Origin of the sequence: Rhizobium sp. RU35A (assembly GCF_900156005.1) — a bacterium.
GTDB lineage: Bacteria > Pseudomonadota > Alphaproteobacteria > Rhizobiales > Rhizobiaceae > Neorhizobium > Neorhizobium straminoryzae.
Genome location: NZ_FTMR01000008.1, coordinates 132,887 through 148,487 on the forward strand (window position 1 = coordinate 132,887; position 15,601 = coordinate 148,487).

The 15,601-nt window shown below is 64.1% G+C and carries 14 protein-coding genes and 1 pseudogene; 10 read left to right on the forward strand and 5 right to left on the reverse strand.

Features of this window, described 5'->3' with window-relative positions; genetic code table 11:
• Positions 1-10: 10 nt before the first annotated feature.
• The gene (locus F3H95_RS18280; protein ID WP_149747043.1) at positions 11-1,609 is read left to right on the forward strand and encodes a GMC family oxidoreductase N-terminal domain-containing protein; all 1,599 of its coding nucleotides are present in this window, start codon (positions 11-13) and stop codon (positions 1,607-1,609) included.
• On the forward strand, positions 1,606-3,012 hold the full coding sequence (locus F3H95_RS18285; protein WP_149747044.1) for a coniferyl aldehyde dehydrogenase: 1,407 nt from the start codon (positions 1,606-1,608) through the stop codon (positions 3,010-3,012). Before F3H95_RS18280 ends, F3H95_RS18285 begins: the two co-directional genes overlap by 4 nt.
• A 39-nt stretch (positions 3,013-3,051) precedes the next feature.
• On the opposite strand, the gene F3H95_RS18290 is transcribed toward F3H95_RS18285, so the two are convergent.
• Positions 3,052-3,657 carry a LysE/ArgO family amino acid transporter gene (locus tag F3H95_RS18290; RefSeq protein ID WP_142880618.1) on the reverse strand — a complete coding sequence of 202 codons (606 nt, stop codon included), beginning with the start codon at positions 3,655-3,657 and terminating at the stop codon, positions 3,052-3,054.
• 95 nt (positions 3,658-3,752) lie between these two features.
• On the opposite strand from F3H95_RS18290, the gene F3H95_RS18295 reads away from it, so the two are divergent.
• The gene (locus F3H95_RS18295; RefSeq protein WP_149747045.1) at positions 3,753-4,658 is read left to right on the forward strand and encodes a LysR family transcriptional regulator ArgP; all 906 of its coding nucleotides are present in this window, start codon (positions 3,753-3,755) and stop codon (positions 4,656-4,658) included.
• Here F3H95_RS18295 and F3H95_RS18300 read toward each other — a convergent pair whose 3' ends face one another.
• From F3H95_RS18300 to F3H95_RS18315, 4 genes are all read right to left on the reverse strand, one after another.
• Positions 4,659-5,018: a hypothetical protein gene (locus tag F3H95_RS18300; protein WP_149747046.1), complete on the reverse strand. Its 360-nt coding sequence runs from the start codon at positions 5,016-5,018 to the stop codon at positions 4,659-4,661.
• Between the two features lie 63 nt (positions 5,019-5,081).
• Positions 5,082-6,788 (reverse strand): PAS domain-containing methyl-accepting chemotaxis protein, encoded by a 1,707-nt coding sequence (locus F3H95_RS18305; protein ID WP_149747047.1) that lies wholly within the window; start codon positions 6,786-6,788, stop codon positions 5,082-5,084.
• A gap of 312 nt (positions 6,789-7,100) precedes the next feature.
• A complete protein-coding gene (locus F3H95_RS18310; RefSeq protein ID WP_185969684.1) occupies positions 7,101-8,048 on the reverse strand; it encodes a MerR family transcriptional regulator in 948 nt (315 codons plus the stop codon).
• 343 nt (positions 8,049-8,391) lie between these two features.
• Positions 8,392-9,216 carry a p-hydroxycinnamoyl CoA hydratase/lyase gene (locus tag F3H95_RS18315; protein WP_149747048.1) on the reverse strand — a complete coding sequence of 275 codons (825 nt, stop codon included), beginning with the start codon at positions 9,214-9,216 and terminating at the stop codon, positions 8,392-8,394.
• 321 nt (positions 9,217-9,537) lie between these two features.
• Here F3H95_RS18315 and F3H95_RS18320 point away from each other — a divergent pair, with 321 nt between their 5' ends.
• From F3H95_RS18320 to F3H95_RS18350, 7 genes and pseudogenes are all read left to right on the forward strand, one after another.
• Positions 9,538-10,041 carry a MarR family transcriptional regulator gene (locus tag F3H95_RS18320; protein ID WP_149747049.1) on the forward strand — a complete coding sequence of 168 codons (504 nt, stop codon included), beginning with the start codon at positions 9,538-9,540 and terminating at the stop codon, positions 10,039-10,041.
• A 45-nt stretch (positions 10,042-10,086) separates the two neighbouring features.
• Positions 10,087-10,518: pseudogene (locus F3H95_RS18325) on the forward strand (integrase); the annotation flags it as partial.
• Between the two features lie 202 nt (positions 10,519-10,720).
• Positions 10,721-11,467, forward strand: a complete 747-nt coding sequence (locus F3H95_RS18330) for a FadR/GntR family transcriptional regulator (RefSeq protein WP_142880610.1) — start codon at positions 10,721-10,723, stop codon at positions 11,465-11,467.
• A 36-nt stretch (positions 11,468-11,503) separates the two neighbouring features.
• A complete protein-coding gene (locus F3H95_RS18335) occupies positions 11,504-12,478 on the forward strand; it encodes a sialic acid TRAP transporter substrate-binding protein SiaP (RefSeq protein ID WP_142880609.1) in 975 nt (324 codons plus the stop codon).
• A 72-nt stretch (positions 12,479-12,550) separates the two neighbouring features.
• Entirely contained in the window at positions 12,551-13,123 is a 573-nt protein-coding gene (locus tag F3H95_RS18340) for a TRAP transporter small permease (protein WP_149747051.1), read from the forward strand.
• A 3-nt stretch (positions 13,124-13,126) separates the two neighbouring features.
• The gene (locus F3H95_RS18345) at positions 13,127-14,533 is read left to right on the forward strand and encodes a TRAP transporter large permease (RefSeq protein WP_142880607.1); all 1,407 of its coding nucleotides are present in this window, start codon (positions 13,127-13,129) and stop codon (positions 14,531-14,533) included.
• An 8-nt stretch (positions 14,534-14,541) separates the two neighbouring features.
• Positions 14,542-15,591 (forward strand): L-idonate 5-dehydrogenase, encoded by a 1,050-nt coding sequence (locus F3H95_RS18350; RefSeq protein ID WP_188134421.1) that lies wholly within the window; start codon positions 14,542-14,544, stop codon positions 15,589-15,591.
• The last annotated feature ends 10 nt before the right edge of the window (positions 15,592-15,601 follow it).

The window sequence follows — 15,601 nt, forward strand, 5'->3', positions numbered from 1 at the left end:
CGCACGGATCATGAACGAGGCAGATTACATCATCATCGGCGCCGGACCCGCCGGGGCAGCGCTGGCTGCCCGGCTTGCGGCATCCCCATTGTCTCCACGGATCATCCTCGTGGAGGCGGGCGGTGGACGCCCGTCACTGCTGTCGCAGGTGCCGGCCGGCATCGCGCTCAGGGTTCCCTTCCGCAACGGCGAGAATTATGCGCTGCAGACAGTTCCGCAACCGGGGCTGCAGGGGCGGCGCGGGTATGTGCCGCGCGGCCGCGGCCTGGGCGGATCGAGCCTGATCAATGCGATGATCTACGTGCGCGGTCAGCCGGAGGATTACGACCACTGGGCTAGTCTCGGTTGTGCCGGATGGTGCTTTGCGGACGTCTTGCCGCTGTTCAAGCGGGCGGAGGCCAATCTGCGCGGTGCCGATGCCTGGCATGGGGCGGAGGGGCCGCTTGTCGTCTCCGATCTTGCCTCGCCAAGTCCGGTCTCGCAGGACTTTATCCAGGCCGCCCTTGCCTGCGGCCTTGACGAAAATCCTGATTTCAACGGTCCGCGCCAGGAGGGCATCGGTCTCTATCAGGTGTTCCAGAAGAAGGGCCGGAGGCTGAATGCCGCTCGTGCCTATCTGGGCAATCCACCCTATCCCGCACATCTGGAGGTGCTGACGAAGACACGGGCGCTGCGTATCGTGATCACCGAGGGACGCGCCACCGGTGTCGTGGTGCATGGGCCGGGCGGTGAACGCCGGCTTGAGGCCCGGCGGGAGGTGATCCTCTGCGGCGGTGCGATTGCTTCTCCGCAACTGCTGATGCTGTCCGGCATCGGCCCGGCGGCGCATCTCGTCCGCCATGGCATTCCGGTGATCCGCGATGTCCCGACTGTCGGCGAAAACCTGCAGGATCATCTGGATTATACGCTGAATGTGGCGCTGCGCGGCCGAGGCCTGCTGGGCTACACGCCGACAGTGCTCGGCGAAATTCTTTCCGGCGCCCTTCCCTACCTGCGGCGGGGCACCGGCATCCTGTCCAGCAATGTTGCCGAGGCGGGCGGTTTCATCCGCAGTCGCCCGGACATAAACCGCCCCGATCTGCAGCTGCATTTCTGTACGGGACTGGTAGATGATCACGGCCGCCGCTTCCATGCCGCAACCGGTGCGGCGCTGCATGTCTGCGTGCTGAGGCCGCAGAGCCGGGGAACGGTACGGCTTGCCTCCGCCGATCCGCACCACGCCCCCGAGATCGATCCACGCTTCCTGTCGGCACCGGCCGATCTCGATCTTCTGGCGGCAGGCGCCCGCATCGTCCACCGCATCTTTGCCGCCGAGCCGCTGGCCCGCCATCGTGGCCGCGTGCTCTATCCGGTGGATGTGAACGACGAGGCGGCGCTGAGGGCGATGATCCGGGCGCGGGCCGATACCATCTATCATCCCGTCGGCACCTGCAGGATGGGCGCCGACCCCGCCTCCGTCGTCGATCCCAGCCTGAGGGTCAGGGGCATCGCCGGGCTGCGGGTGGCCGATGCCTCGATCATGCCGACACTGATCAGCGGCAACACGCAGGCACCCACCGCGATGATTGGCGAGAAGGCGGCCGATCTCATTCTGGAAGGACAGCCATGAACGGGCAGACGACAATGCGCGCAATCTTCGACAGGCAGCATGCGGCCTCCCGGCGAGAGCCCGCGCCGGATCTTGCCGCGCGCCGTGCCGCGTTGCGGCGCCTGGAAAAGCGACTGGTCGCCAATGCCGATGCCATTGCCGGGGCCATCGCGCAGGATTTCGGGCACCGCTCCCATGACGAGACGCGGCTGCTGGAACTGCTCCCGGCCATTCGGGCCCTGCGCCACGCCCGGCGCCATGTGGCGGGCTGGATGCGGCCGAGGCGGCGCGCCGTCGATATCGTGTTTCAGCCGGCCCGCGCGGAGGTGCGCCATCAGCCGCTTGGCGTGGTTGGCATCATTTCGCCTTGGAATTACCCGCTGCTGTTATCCGTCACACCGCTCACGGATGCGCTGGCGGCAGGTAATCGCGTCATGCTGAAGCCGTCGGAACTGACGCCTGCCTTCTCGGCGCTGCTGTTCCGGCTGATCGACGAAACCTTTTCACCGGACGAGGTCGCCGTCATGACCGGCGGTGTGGAGGTTGCCGAAGCCTTTTCGGCGCTTCCCTTCGATCACCTGCTCTTCACGGGGTCGACGGGTGTCGGGCGTGCCGTGATGCGGGCCGCCGCCGAGAACCTGACGCCGGTCACCCTTGAGCTTGGAGGCAAGTCGCCCGCGCTCGTGGCACCGGATTATCCGCTGGACAAGGCCGCAGGCTCGATTGCTCTTGGCAAAATGCTGAATGCCGGCCAGACCTGCATCGCTCCCGATTATGCGCTGGTGCCGAAGCATCAGGTGCGGGCCTTTGCCGAGGCGATGATCCAAGCCATGCGCCGTCGTTATCCGACGCTTGCCGACAATCCGGACTACTCTGCACTTCTTTCCGCCCGGCAGCGGCAAAGGCTGGCAGCGGCGCTGGAGGAGGCGCTGAACGCCGGCTGCACGATCCTGACGCATGGAGAAACGGTCGACGCGGCTTCGGCAAAGATGGCGCCCTCGGTGGTGATCGAACCACCCGCCGGGAGCCTGCTGATGCGCGAGGAAATCTTCGGTCCCGTTCTGCCTGTCATCGGTTATTCGGATCTGGACGAGGCTCTCGACCATATCCGCGCCCATCCACGTCCGCTGGCCCTCTATCTCTTCACCCATGACCGGCAGGTGGAGGAGACGGTCCTGTCTTCGGCGATTTCCGGCGGCGTGACTGTCAACGGCACGCTGCTGCATGTCGCGCAGGACAATCTGCCTTTCGGCGGCATCGGCCCAAGCGGCATGGGGGCCTATCACGGGGAGGCCGGCTTTCGGCGCTTCAGCCATGCGCGCGCGGTGATGACGATCGGTCCGGTCAATATGTTCGAACGGCTTGGGCCGCCCTGGGGCGTGCTGTCGCGCTGGCTGGCCCGTGTGCTGGGCGGCATCCGTTAGCAACGCCATCAACGGCGTCATGCCGCCGGTGCCCCGGTCTCACGACCCCATGACAAGCTTCAGCGCGATCAGCCACATGACCAGCCCGATGCCGGCTTCCAGCACCCGCCAGCTTGCCGGTCTCTGGAACACGGGGCGCAGCCAGCCGGCGCCGAAGCCGAGGGAGAAGAAGAAGGTGAAGGAGGCCGCCGTTGCGCCCGCAGCGAAAGCGGCTTCTGCGCCGGCAAAGCGTGTCGAGACCGTGCCAAGCAGCACCACGGTGTCGAGATAGACATGCGGATTGAGCCAGGTCAGCGCCAGACAGGTGGCAACCGTCGGGCCGAAGGCGGTCTTTGCTGCTCCCTCCGGGCGGAGAACCGAGGTGGAGTGCCAGGCCGACCACAGGCTGCGGGCGCCATAGGCCAGCAGAAAGGCTGCGCCCCCCAGCCGCATGGCCGGATCGAGCCAGGGCAGCAGGGCAGCGATCTGCCGGAAGCCCGTCACGCCGATCGCGATCAACAGCGCATCGGAGAGCGCGCAGGTGAGGCAGACTGCAAGCACGTGCTGCCGCATCAGGCCCTGACGCAGGACAAATGCATTCTGGGCGCCGATGGCGAGGATCAGGCTGAGGCCGGTGCTGAAGCCGGTAACGGCGGCAGATATCATGAGGCAGTGTCTCCGTGGTGATGCCGCCATAGCGTCCGCACGGCTTTCGCGCTACTTAATCCTCCTAATCCTGATGAAGCGGAGCTAATGACATCATGCTCGACTATCTCTCGCTGCGCGCTGTCGCCGCAGTGATCCGCACCGGCAGTTTCGAGCGTGCCGCACGGCAGCTGCATGTCACGCCCTCAGCCGTTTCCCAGCGCGTCAGGCAGTTGGAGGATCGGCTGGGGACCGTGCTGGTGGTGCGGGGTACGCCCTGCACCGCGACGGAGAAGGGGGCCTGGCTCTGTCGGCACATGGATCAGGTGGCGATGCTGGAAACGGATCTTCTCGAGAAGCTGCCTGCTCTGGATGGTGGCAGCGTCGACACCCGACCGGTGACGGTGCGGATCGCCACCAACGCCGACAGCCTCGGCACGTGGTTTCTGGAGGCGGTCGCGAACTTCAGCCGCGAGACGGGTTATCTCGTGGATATCGCTGTCGATGATCAGGACCATACGGCCGCCTGGCTGGAGCGCGGCGAGGTGCTGGCGGCCGTGACGGGGATGAGCCGGCCGGTGCAGGGGTGCCGGCAGAGCCCGCTCGGCATCCTGCGCTACCGGGCGACGGCCTCTCCCGCCTTTATCAGCCGCCACTTTGCAGATGGGGTGACGCGGGAGCGTCTCGCGCGTGCCCCGCTTCTGACCTTCAATCGCAAGGACGGGCTGCAGCGCCGCTGGCTCGCCGAAACAATGGGCATAGACACCTCCCCACCCACGCACTGGCTGCCGTCGACGCAAGGATTTGTCGAGGCGTGCCTGAGTGGCATGGGGTGGGGCATGAATCCGGATCTGCTGACCGCCGCCCATCTTGCCTCGGGCCGTCTGGTGGAGCTTGTCGCCGGCACGCCCGTGGATGTGCCGTTGTTCTGGCAGGTGAGCCGGCTGGCGGCCGCGCCGCTGGAGGCGCTGACACGGCATGTGCTGTCTGTCGCCCGGTCGCGCCTGGTTGCGTCTGGCTGATCAGCTCAGCCGCTGGAGCGGCACAGGCGATGGCAGGCCCTGCCCGCTTCGGGCGTCGCAGATTGCCTCCGCCATCGAGAGCACTCGTTCCATGGTCTTCGGCAGTTCGAGCGGACGCGTGTCGTCGGTGAAGGCGCCATGCATGGCATCCGAGATGCGCACCGCCGTGCCGCTGACTTCGGCCACGAAGCGGGACAATCCATCGCGATCGATGCGTTCTCCGGAAAACTGCTGCGCAACTGCATAGGCAGCGATGTTTTCCAGTGCCATGATCCGTCCGACGAGCAACAGGTTCTGGCTGACCAGCCGCTCCATGATCTCGCTGGCGATCTCAAGGCGCATTTCGATGTCGTTCTGCATCTCCGTCCTTCTGCCCCGCCGCCGGGTGCTGTCGACGCCTTACATGGTGACGATGGGTGGGTATTATGCCGCCCGGCTGGAATAGGGGCCGGACGAGCGTGAAGGGCTGGAGGCGCCGTCCTGCGTCAGGCGGAACTGGCCAATCATCTGGCTGAGCTTATGGGTTTCCGAGGTCAGGGTCGAGGCGGAGGCGCTGCTCTGTTCGACCATGGCCGCATTTTGCTGCGTGGACTGGTCCATGCTGTTGACCGCGCCATTGACTTCGGTGAGGCCCGTCGACTGTTCACGCGCGGCGGTAGAAATGGCCTCCACATGATCGTTGATCTCGACGATCAGCTGGCTGATCGCCTTGAGAGCCCCGCCGGTATCGCTCACCAGTTTCACGCCGCTCGCCACCTCCGTCGTGGAGTTCTGGATGAGGTCCTTGATTTCCCGCGCCGCCTTGGCAGAGCGCTGGGCAAGTTCGCGGACTTCCTGCGCGACAACGGCGAAGCCGCGGCCTGCCTCGCCGGCACGCGCGGCTTCCACCCCTGCATTCAGCGCCAGAAGGTTGGTCTGGAAGGCGATTTCATCGATGACGCCGATGATTGAGGAGATCTTTCCGGAGGAATCCTCAATGCGGCTCATCGCATCGACGGCTCGCGACACCACGGCGCCGGATTGCTCGGCACTGATCTTCGCCTTGGAGGCCACGTCCCTGGCGTCCTGTGCGCGCTGGGCGGAGGAAGATACATTCTGGGTGATTTCTTCCAGCGCCGCCGCCGTTTCTTCCAGATTGGCAGCCTGGGATTCCGTCCGCTTGGAGAGGTCCGCAACGCCCTGGCTGATCTCCCGCGTGCCATTGCCGATCAGCATGACGCTTTCGGAGATGCGCTGGAAGGTTTCGCACAATTGCCGCACCGACCGGTTGAGGTCATGCCGGAGAAACTCGAACTCCGGCGCAAAGGGCTCGTTCAGCTGGAAGCCGAAATCGCCGGAGCAGAGACGCTTCAGGCTTTCCCCAAGGGCAGACACGGTGTTGACGCGCTTGGTCACGTCGGTGGCGAATTTCACAATCTTCACCACCTTGCCCTCAAGATCGAGGATCGGGTTATAGGAGGCGGCGATGATGATCTCGCGCCCGTCGCGCGTCACGCGCTTGAACTCGGCGGCCTGGTAGCGCCCTTCCACGAGTTCCTTCCAGAACGCCGCGTATTCGGCGCTGGCGGCGAATTCCCGGGTCACGAACATGCTGTGATGCTTGCCGCGGATTTCGTCCACCGAGCCGTACCCCATGGTGTCCAGGAAGTTGCGGTTTGCACCGATGATCTGACCGTCGACGGTAAATTCGATGATCGCCTGCGAGCGGCTGATTGCGGCAATCTGCGCGGCGTAATCGAGGTTCAGCAGGCGCTCCTTCGCATCGGCCCATTCCACGACGAAACCGATGGTCTTGCCACCCTTCTTCAGGGGGGTGACGAGCAGGTCAAACATGCGGTTGGCGATACGGATGGTGGCGGCGTGACGCTCCCGCAGGCTCGCCAGCATGGAGCGCTGGTGCGAAGGGTTCTTATGGAAGACGTCGATATTGCTGCCGATCAGGGTGGCAACGGAAAAGCGGGGCAGATCTTTCTTGAGATCATTCTCCGCCTCCTGAAGGAGATCGACCACGGCCGGGTTCATGTAGATGATGTTGAGCTGGGCATCGGCCACCATCACATTGGCCTTCAACGCATCAAGCGCCGAGAGCTTTGCCGTATTCCTGCTTCCGATGATCGATTCCAAACCCATGCCCTACCTCCGGCCGACCTGACGCGCACGGGCACACCTCGCCCGTCAGAGCCAGAAATATAGACAAAATGAAAACAAGTCCCTAATTTAGGTATATCTTGTATATTTATCCGGCGGTTTTACGCCTGCGCCGGTGGAGATGCCCCGTAGCTGCGTTTCGATCCTGCAAGGATGAGATCGCGCTGGCACAGAAGGACGCGGTGCTCGGCCTGCATGGCTCTTTCCAATGGAACATCCAGCAGGCGTCGCGTCCTCCCCGAAGGAATGGCGCTGCGCCCTGGGGGTAATGCGCTGTTTGCCTTGAACTGGATTTCAGTCCGTCAGCTGTGCGCGTTGCGCTGCGGCGCGCGCTGCGTCTTCGAAGCTTGCCACATCGGTGAAATGGCGAACGCCGTCCATTTGGCGAATGTCGGTAAAGCCCGGGCCGCCGATCCAGAGTTCCACCGTGTCGTCCAGCTTGCTGCGCAGCGCCACAAGCTTGGGTTCCAGCACCCTTAGCCGACCGTAAAGGCTGCTCAGGCAGATGATGCCGGCCTTCGAGGCGCAGGCGGCGCGAATGATTTCTTCGACCGGCAGGTCCGGACCAAGGTAGAGCGCGCCAATGCCGGCCTGCCGGGCGAGCAGGGTGATGAGCATGGAGCCGATCTCATGCTGCTCTCCCTCCATGGTGGAAACCACGGCCCGCACCGGCATCTGGTCCGGCGGCAACGCGTCGAGGCAGGCGGCCAGCATGGTGCGAACCTCGGCGGAGACCATGTGTTCGGAGGCAATCGACAGCGAGCCGTCGCTCCACTGGCGACCGACTTCCCGCATCAGGGGCGCGATTGTCTCCTTGGCAAACTGGGCGGGGCCTTCCGCCGCCAGATGCGCGGCAAGCTGCGCCTTCATGCCGGCGGCGTCCATCTGCAGGATGGCGTCCATCAGCGGAGCAAGTGACGCGCGCTTTTCATGGGCGCGCACCAGCGCCGCCAGTTCCGCCGGCGGAAGATCAATGATCGAACCGATCCGGTGCCCGGCATCCGTGCACTGCTTCAGGAGCTTCAGATGTTCGACCTGCCTCGGGGTGAAGTAGCGGCGTCCGGTATCGGTGCGTTCGGCGAGCTGGCGCTCATAGCGCCGCTCCCATGCATGAAGTACAAGCTTGCTGATGCCGACCATCCGCAATGCATCCGACATGCTGATGCGGGACATCACTCTGCTGCCGTAACCGGCGGGCCGTCCCATTTCGGGCTCGTGCACGCGAATTCCCCCGAACTTCATGCTGCTTCCAGACATGCTTATTAAGATAAACGACTGATATTAAAAACGAATAATGGTGACTATCAACAGGTCTCAACCGCTGCTGGTCCGTTTGATGCGACAAGAGGCGGCAGCCATGCCGGCTTCCGAAGGCCCCAAACGCGCAAGGCCGCCGAAGGTTTCACAGCCAGTATAACTTTTTTGGATAAAATGGGCAGTGGCATGGTTCGAGACTCGGCGCGGTCCAGGCGGCGTCGAGCGGTCGGTGGCCCTGAAACGAAGATCGCCGCCGGCATGAGAACCGGCGGCGATCCATTCTGATGGGCTTCGTCAGGCTGGCCGCCGTGGCGACCATGGCTGCGTGTCAGCTGCGCGACTTGTCGTAGGCGCCGAGGCCCGGCTTGTAGCTCTTCTCATCGATGAACTGGCGGATGCCTTCCTTGCGGCCCTCCGGGTCATAGGAATTGGCGGCTTCCTGGGCCCGCACGAGATAATCCTCGGCATCGTCATAGGTCATGACGCCGACGCGGCGCACGGCATCCTTGGTGGCCTTGAGGGCGACCGGGTTTTTCTCAAGAAGCTTTTTGGCGACCTCCGTCACCCTTGCCTCGAGGTCCGCCAGTGGCAGGCTTTCGTTCACGAGCCCCCAGTCGGCGGCTGTCTTGCCGTCGATCGGCTCGCCGAGCATGGCGTGATACATGGCCTTGCGGAAGGGAAGGAGTTCGACAGCCACCTTGGTGGCACCACCGCCCGGCAGGATGCCCCAGTTGATTTCGGAGAGGCCGAACTTGGATTCATTGGCGGCAAAGGCGAGGTCGCAGGCAAACAGCGGGCCATAGCCGCCACCGAAGCACCAGCCATTGACCATGGCGATCGTCGGCTTCTGGTACCAGCGCAGGCGGCGCCACCAGCCATAGCTTTCCCGCTGCGAGCGGCGGACGCCCTTCAGACCCTCGCCTTCGCTTTCGCGAAAATATTCCTTGAGGTCCATTCCGGCGGTCCAGGCGCTGCCCTCGCCCGTCAGCACCAGTACGCCCACATCCTCGCGGAATTCCAGTTCGTCCAGCACCTGCATCATGGTGCGGTTCAGCGTCGGGCTCATCGCATTGCGCTTGTCCGGACGGTTGAAGCGTACCCAGGCGATGTTATCGCGCACTTCGTAGGCTACGGTATCGACGTCATTGGCCATTGTCGTGTTCCTTGGTCATCTGTTCGGTTGCTAGGCATCGCTTTTCTTGCAGCGGATGCCCGGGCCGCCGGCAAAGAAGCGCGGCCCTGTTTAAGACGGACCGAAGGGCGGTAACGATGTGGCACGCAAAAGCTGCGATCGATCCGCCGGCGATCCTTGAAAATCCATTCCATCCCGTGAGACATAGGTCTCGCTATGCGTGCCGCTCCTCCCCAGGCTCGGGTCGCCCGACGCAGCTGCCATATCGGTTGCCGCGTCGATTGACTGCTATGTTGCATAACAATATTGTCGAGTAGGGAAGCGGCGTCAAGAGGAGAAACGATGGACGAGACAACTTCGCGGCTGAAGCGCGCGCCGGTGCCGGATACGAAGGCCGCTCTGGAGGATATCCGCCAGACGCTGAGCCAGCTGGTCGGCTATCACCTGCGCCGTGCCTCCGTCTATGACATGAATGGCGCAGTGGCGGCGCTGGAAGCCGTGGACGCGCGTCCGATCACCATGAGCGTTCTGGTCTCGATCGTCGAGCAGCCGGGCCGGACATCGGCCGACATCTGCCGTATCCTGGCGATCAAGCGCGCCAACATTGTCGGTCTCCTGCAGGCGCTCGAATCGCGCGGCCTGTTTACCCGTCGCGACGACCCGGCGGATCAGCGCCTCCAGCGCCTCTATCCGACGCCGGAGGGCATCGAGGCCGCGCGGCACTGGCTGAGCCTGGTGCAGGCGCATGAGGATCGTATTCTCGCACGCCTGTCGGCCGGCGAGCGGGCGGAACTGCGCCGCCTGCTGGCGCTGGTCTGGGCAGACGAGCGGACGGAAGACGGCTGAAGCGGCGAGCGCGGTGCTGCGGCACGATCAGGGGGGAACGGAATGGCGGTCATGCACCCCGATGATTTCCTGGCGATGCTGGAGGCGCTGGACCGCGGCACGCTGCGCGGTCTGCGTGATCGCGCCATGCTATCGCTGGTCTTTGCCGGCGGCTTCACGGGTGGCGAGGTGGTGGGACTTGATGCGGGACGGGACCAGACGCGTGACGGCCGGGGCTGGATCGAGGCGCGTGACCGCGGGTTGCTCGTCACGCTTCTGGACAGACGAGGCCTTCGCCGCGTGGAGATCGCCCGCACGGCATCTGATGCCAGCTGCCCCGTTCATGCGGTTGAAAGCTGGCTGTCCTTTGCCCGCATTGCGCGGGGTCCGCTGTTTCGCCGCGTCACGGGCGAGGGCCGTAAGGTCGGATCCGAACGCCTCGGTGAACGCGAGGTGGCGCGTCTCCTCACGCGCCTGACGACTGTGGCGGGTGTCCGGATGCTGCCGCGCCCACCTTCATGACGCCTGCGACTTGCCGTGGGTGATAGGCTCTTCCATGAGCGCCGTGGCTGACGCGCCATTTCAAGTTTCATGATCGCTTGACAGAAAACCACCGGCTGGCCTACAACACGCATATTGGTATGACCACTTGGCCACCTGATGTCTTGGCCGGTCGATTGCGTGCGGGATCAAAGGGACCATGATCTTCTCTGCCGTGGAGTCGCGCCGCCTGTATCGGCAGGTGGCGGACCAGATGCGAAGCCTGATCGAGAGCGGCGAGCTTGCCGAAGGCTCGCGCTTGCCGGCCGAACGGGAGCTTGCGCAGATGCTGGGCGTATCGCGGCCGACGGTGCGTGAGGCGCTGATCGTTCTTGAGGTGGAAGGTTTCATCGATATCCGCATGGGGTCGGGCATCTATGTCAATCCGCGCAAGCGGATCGGGCTCGACGTGCCGCCGGATGATTTCGAAGGCCCCTTCGAACTGCTGCGCGCCCGTGCCGTGGTGGAATGCGCCGTGGCGGAAGAGGCCGCACGGCTTGCCCAGCCGGACCATGTGGCGGCGCTCGATGCCAATCTGGCGGCGATGGCGGCGGCGCTGGAGGATCGTCGCGAGGCCCTTGCGCTCGACCGGGGCTTCCACGTGATCGTGTCGAGCATCATCGCCAACGCCACGCTGAACCGTTTCATAGGCGACATCCACGACATGCGCATGACCCCCTATTTCGAAAAGCTGGCCAGCTATTTCGAGAACGGCGACACCTGGCGCGCCGCGATGGAAGAGCACCGGGCGATCCGCGATGCGATTGCCGCACATGATCCGGCCGCCGCGCGTGCCGCCATGCGCGCGCATCTCGACCAGTCACAGATCCGTCTGTCGAAGAGTTTCGAGGAGGAAACCGTCGACAGTTCTATACCGGCCGCATGGAGGCGCGCCGGGGGCGGCTAGACCGTCCACACGACATCACCATGGGAGGAGAGAGTGATGAAGTTCAGTCTGACAGCAGCATTGGGGGCAACCGCCGTCATCCTGGCATCCGCGTTTGGTGCGCAGGCCCAGACGGCGCTGAAATGGGCGCATGTCTATGAGACATCCGAGCCGTTCCACACGGAATCGGTCTGGGCGGCCAAGGAAATCGAAAAGCGCACCAATGGTCGCTACAAGATCGACGTGTTTCCCGCGTCGCAGCTCGGCAAGGAGGCCGATCTCAACCAGGGCCTGAAGCTCGGCACGGTGGACCTGATCATCTCGGGCTCCAGCTTCGCCGCGCGTGAATATGCGCCGATCGGCGTCACCTATTACCCCTATACCTTCCGCAGCCCCGAGCATCTGATCGCCTATACCAAGAGCGATGTGTTCAAGCGGCTGGCCGCAGGTTACGAAAAGGCCTCCGGCAATCACATCACGGCGGTCACCTATTATGGCACGCGCCACACCACCTCGAACCGGCCGATCAGCAAGTGCGCCGATCTGGCCGGGCTGAAGATGCGCGTGCCCGACGTGCCGGCCTATCTCGCCATGCCGCGCGCCTGCGGTGCCAACACCACGCCGATCGCCTTTGCCGAGGTCTATCTGGCGCTGCAGAACGGCACGGTCGAGGCCCAGGAAAACCCGCTGACCACCATCGAGGCCAAGAAGTTCTACGAGGTTCAGAAGCACATCGTGCTGACCGGCCACATCGTCGATCATCTGAACACGCTGGTCTCCAAGTCGCTCTGGGCAAAACTTTCCGACGAGGACAAGGCGATCTTCACGCAGGTGACGCAGGAGGCGGCCGAGCGCAGCACGAAGATCATCGAGGAGCGTGAGAAGGGGCTGGTTGCCACCTTCAAGGAGAAGGGCATCTCGGTGACCGAGGTCGACAAGGCCGATTTCGAGGCCAATGTCCGCGAAAAGGTTGCGCTGAAGGATTTCGGCTACAAGCAGGAGGATTGGGAAGCGATCCGCGCCATCAAGTGAGCCGTGCGTGCCGGCCGCTGCCACGTGCCGGCACGCATTTCCCTTCGATTTCCCATTTGCCGGAATTTGATCATGACCAATGAGGTTCACACGCCGGTCACGGCGGAGGAGCTGGCGCATTCCTTCGAGGACGCTGCGCCGGCGGCTGATATTTCGGGCTATGCCGTCGAGGATTGGGTGGCGCTGGCCATCTTCTGGATGATGACGGCCTGCGTCTTCCTGCAGTTCTTCACCCGCTATGTGCTGAACAATTCCTATGCCTGGACAGAGGAGATCGCCATCAACTGCCTGATCGGCGTCGTCTTCATCGGCTCGGTGATGTGCGTGCGCATCTCCCGCCATATCCAGGTGGACGTGCTCTATCATTACCTGCCGAAGACGTTTGCACGCGGGTTGTCGATCATGGTCGATCTCGTGCGCATCGCCTTCTTCGCCTATGCCTGCTGGCTGATGTGGCGCTATGTCTCGATCGTTGCCGATGAGCGCATGGTCACCGTCGATCTGCCGCGCAGCGTCGTCTTCTACAGCGTGATGGCCGGCTTCGTGCTGATGCTGGTGAGGTCCGTGCAGGTGTTCGTCGAGAACCAGCGCCGCGGCTACTCGGTGCTGGAACGGCCGGACGCCTTCCTGCCGCAGGAGGATTGAGCCATGCTGCTGCTTGTCGGATCCTTCCTGGCCTTCATGCTGGTCGGCGTTCCCGTGGCGATTGCCATGGCGGTCGCCTCGCTGCTTTACCTGGTCTTCTATGGCGTGGCACCCGACATCATCGCTGCCCAGCGCATGATCGCCGGTGTCGAAAGCTTTCCGCTGCTGGCGGTTCCCTTCTTCATCCTGGCCGGCAATCTGATGAACACGGCCGGGGTGACAGGCCGCATCTATGCCTTCGCCGTTGCCCTTGTCGGCTGGATGAAGGGCGGCCTCGCGCAGGTCAACATCATCGGCTCGGTGATCTTTTCCGGCATGTCCGGCACGGCGCTCGCCGATGCGGCCGGCATCGGCACCATCGAGATCAAGGCCATGAAGGATCATGGCTATCCGGTGGATGCGGCCGTCGGTGTCACGGCCGCCTCGGCGACGCTCGGGCCGATCTTTCCGCCGAGCCTGCCCTTCGTGATCTACGGCATGATGGCCAATGTCTCGATCGGCGCGCTGTTCATGGCCGGCATTCTGCCCGGCATCGTGATGACGGCGCTGATGATGCTGACGGTGGTGTTGTTTGCCTATCGTCGCGGCTGGGGCTCGGATGCGCCTTTCGAGCGCCGTCGGCTGTTGTCCGCCGGGCTGGAGGTCGTGGTCGTCCTCTCCTTTCCGCTCGCCGTCTATCTTCTGATGGCGGCAGGGCTTTCGATGAATATCGCGGTCGGTCTTGCGCTTCTTGCGCTTCTCGCGCTCGACTGGCACTTCGATTTCTCGGCCGTGATGGCGCTGATGACGCCGGTGATCCTGATCGGCGGCATGACCATGGGCTGGTTCACGCCGACGGAAGCGGCGGTCGCAGCCGTGCTCTGGTCGCTGTTCCTCGGGCTTGTCCGCTACCGGACCATGACGTTTGCGAGCCTTGCCCGCTCGACCTTCGACACCATCGAGACGACGGCCTCGGTCCTGTTCATCGTGACGGCCGCCTCCATCTTTGCCTGGCTGCTCACCGTCAGTCAGGCGGCGCAGCTGCTGTCCGATGCCATCCTCAGCATCACCACCAACAAATGGGTCTTCCTGCTTTTGGTGAACCTCCTGATGCTGTTCGTCGGCTGCTTCCTCGATACGATTGCCGCGATCAGCATTCTCGTGCCGATCCTGCTGCCGCTGGTGCTGAAATTCGGCATCGATCCCGTGCATTTCGGGCTGATCATGACGCTGAACCTGATGATCGGGCTGCTGCATCCGCCGCTCGGCATGGTGCTGTTCGTGCTGTCGCGCGTGGCGCGGCTTTCGGTGGAGCGGACGACCATGGCAATCCTGCCCTGGCTTGTGCCGCTTTTCGTCGCCTTGCTGCTCATCACCTTCGTGCCGTCGATCACGCTCTGGCTGCCGAAGGAAATGGGGCTGATCCGCTGATGGGGGCAATGGCGACAGAAACCCGTATCGCGCGGCTTCACGGTGTCCGCGACATTCGCGTGGAAACCATGCCGCTTGCCTCCCCCGGTCCGGGGGAGGTTCTCCTGAAGATGGCGGCCGGCGGCATCTGCGGCTCCGATCTCCATTATTATCAGGATGGCGGCTTCGGGCCGATCCGCGTGCGCGAGCCGATCATTCCAGGCCACGAGGCGGCCGGCCATGTGGTGGCGCTGGGGGATGGCGTCTCGCATCTGGCGCCGGGGGATCTGGTGGCCGTCAATCCGAGCCAGCCCTGCGGTCACTGCCGGTTCTGTGCGAAAGATCTTCCCATCCATTGCCTCGACATGCAGTTCATGGGCAGCGCCATGCGGCTGCCGCATGCGCAGGGGCTGTTCCGCGACTGGATGGTGGTGCCGGCGCGTCAGTGCCTGCCGGCCGGGACGCTGGTCAGCCCGCAGGAGGCGGCCTGTGCCGAACCGCTGGCGGTCTGCCTACATGCAGTGTCGCGCGCCGGCGATCTCTCCGGAAAGCGGGTCCTCGTCACCGGCTCCGGTCCCATCGGCGCGCTGGTGGCGGCGGCGGCGCGGCATGCGGGGGCGGCCGAGGTCATGGCGACCGATCTTGCCGATGCGGCGCTTGCCCGGGCGGCCGCCATGGGGGCGACCGCCACCATCAACGTGGCCGAGCGGCCGGACCTCCTCTCCGCCTACGAGGCCGACAAGGGGCAGTTCGATGTTGCCTTCGAGTGTTCTGCGGCCGAGCCGGCGCTGCGGTCCGCGATTGCCACGGTTCGCCCGCGCGGCACCATCGTGCAGGTGGGCGTGACGGGCGACATCCGGCTGCCGCTCAATGCGCTGGTCGGCAAGGAGATCACGATGATCGGCTCGCAGCGTTTCGACAGCGAGTTTGCCGAGGCCGTTTCCCATATCGCCACGCGCCGTATCGATGTGCGCCCCATTCTCACCCACAGTTTTCCGCTGGAAGAGGCTGATGCCGCCTTCCGGCAGGCGGGCGACCGCATGGTCGCCTGCAAGGTTCAACTGCATTTTCTCTCCTGAGGTTTTTGAC

Bases quoted from the DNA above. Each gene is read 5' to 3' on its own strand.
- F3H95_RS18280 (WP_149747043.1), top strand. From the start codon at position 11: ATGAACGAGGCAGATTACATCATCATCGGCGCCGGACCCGCCGGGGCA.
- F3H95_RS18285 (WP_149747044.1), top strand. From the start codon at position 1,606: ATGAACGGGCAGACGACAATGCGCGCAATCTTCGACAGGCAGCATGCG.
- F3H95_RS18290 (WP_142880618.1), bottom strand. From the start codon at position 3,657: ATGATATCTGCCGCCGTTACCGGCTTCAGCACCGGCCTCAGCCTGATC.
- F3H95_RS18295 (WP_149747045.1), top strand. From the start codon at position 3,753: ATGCTCGACTATCTCTCGCTGCGCGCTGTCGCCGCAGTGATCCGCACC.
- F3H95_RS18300 (WP_149747046.1), bottom strand. From the start codon at position 5,018: ATGCAGAACGACATCGAAATGCGCCTTGAGATCGCCAGCGAGATCATG.
- F3H95_RS18305 (WP_149747047.1), bottom strand. From the start codon at position 6,788: ATGGGTTTGGAATCGATCATCGGAAGCAGGAATACGGCAAAGCTCTCG.
- F3H95_RS18310 (WP_185969684.1), bottom strand. From the start codon at position 8,048: ATGAAGTTCGGGGGAATTCGCGTGCACGAGCCCGAAATGGGACGGCCC.
- F3H95_RS18315 (WP_149747048.1), bottom strand. From the start codon at position 9,216: ATGGCCAATGACGTCGATACCGTAGCCTACGAAGTGCGCGATAACATC.
- F3H95_RS18320 (WP_149747049.1), top strand. From the start codon at position 9,538: ATGGACGAGACAACTTCGCGGCTGAAGCGCGCGCCGGTGCCGGATACG.
- F3H95_RS18330 (WP_142880610.1), top strand. From the start codon at position 10,721: ATGATCTTCTCTGCCGTGGAGTCGCGCCGCCTGTATCGGCAGGTGGCG.
- F3H95_RS18335 (WP_142880609.1), top strand. From the start codon at position 11,504: ATGAAGTTCAGTCTGACAGCAGCATTGGGGGCAACCGCCGTCATCCTG.
- F3H95_RS18340 (WP_149747051.1), top strand. From the start codon at position 12,551: ATGACCAATGAGGTTCACACGCCGGTCACGGCGGAGGAGCTGGCGCAT.
- F3H95_RS18345 (WP_142880607.1), top strand. From the start codon at position 13,127: ATGCTGCTGCTTGTCGGATCCTTCCTGGCCTTCATGCTGGTCGGCGTT.
- F3H95_RS18350 (WP_188134421.1), top strand. From the start codon at position 14,542: ATGGCGACAGAAACCCGTATCGCGCGGCTTCACGGTGTCCGCGACATT.